The sequence below is a fragment of the Serratia sp. CY43202 genome (assembly GCF_052168755.1).
Lineage (GTDB): Bacteria > Pseudomonadota > Gammaproteobacteria > Enterobacterales > Enterobacteriaceae > Serratia > Serratia bockelmannii.
Genome location: NZ_JBJNMB010000026.1, coordinates 1 through 1149, shown reverse-complemented (window position 1 = coordinate 1149; position 1149 = coordinate 1). Strand labels below are relative to the sequence as shown.

Genomic DNA, 1149 nt, shown 5'->3' with positions numbered 1-1149 from the left:
TCCCTGACCATCTTTCTTGCCTGCGCGATATCTTCTGGCCTGCCGAGCAGGTATTCCGTTTTGAGTATCCCGTTTATCCGTTCCGCCAGCGCGTTCTGATAACAGTCATACCCGTCCGTCATCGAGCAGATGACGCCATACTGCTGATGTAACGCCTGATATTCCTGCGAGCAGTACTGGATACCCCTGTCCGAGTGATGCACCAACGGCAACGCCGTGCGTCTGCCGGCCAGTGCCATTTTGAACGCGCAGGCGACATGCCGGGTATGCAGACTGTCATGCACGTGATATCCCACGATTTTTCTCGACCAGGCATCCGTTACCAGGCTGACATACGCCGTCCCCGTTCTCAGCGGCAGGTAGGTGATATCCGCCACCCATACCTGTTCCGGACGGCTGGCTATTACTTGATTGTCTCCCGCTTTTAGCAGGTTGGGATGGCGATAAAAACGATGATGGCTGTGCGTCGTCTTGTGATATGCCCGTTTAGGCATCACCAGTAATCGCGCGCAGCGCAGGATACTGAACAGCCGGTCACGGCCCACATGCAACGCCGGTTCGGGGTGTTGCCGCAACAGGTGATGCAGCTTACGTGTCCCCAGTCGGGGTTGGTGCAAGCGGATGGCCGTCACCTGTTCGACGAGATGCCGGGCCTGCTCCTCTTTGCCTGCTTCACGCTGCAGGGACTGATACCACGCTTGTCGGCTGATGCCCATCCATCGGCAGGCCCGCGTTACTGTGAGTCCCGGTACTTGTGTTTGCGCGATAAGGCGGTTAGCTGCTTTTTTGTCAGCGTGGCGCCAAAGTCGGTGTTCATCACTTTGACGACAGCTTCGAAGAACTGGGCTTTGACTTCAGATTCAGCCAGTTGCTGCTCAAGTTCTTTAATACGCTGTTCGGGCGTCAGGGGGAGTTTGGGCATGTTGTCTCCGCACGTTCTGGTGGAAGGAGAAGTTCGCCAGTCAAGTTGACCGTATTTGCGCAGCCAGTTCATGACAGTCTGGCTGCCCTGGATACCGTAGCGATCTTGCGCCTGGCGGTATGTCATCTCGCCTTTTTCGACCTGTTCGACGACAGCCAGTTTAAAGGATAGAGAGTAATCGCGTTGTGTGCGTTTAATATACTGGTTCATCACATTTTCCTCTGTGC

Annotated in this window: 1 protein-coding gene; it reads right to left on the bottom strand. The window is 55.4% G+C overall.

The genetic code is table 11. The features are described from left to right. Nucleotides 1–1132 (bottom strand): IS3 family transposase gene (locus ACJ8J5_RS24730; protein WP_414105109.1). Its coding sequence is split into 2 segments (ribosomal slippage), with 1133 coding nucleotides annotated over them: nucleotides 1–790 and nucleotides 790–1132; the frame shifts between segments, so codons are not numbered across the junction. This gene is flagged as partial in the annotation. Between the last annotated feature and the right edge of the window lie 17 nt (nucleotides 1133–1149).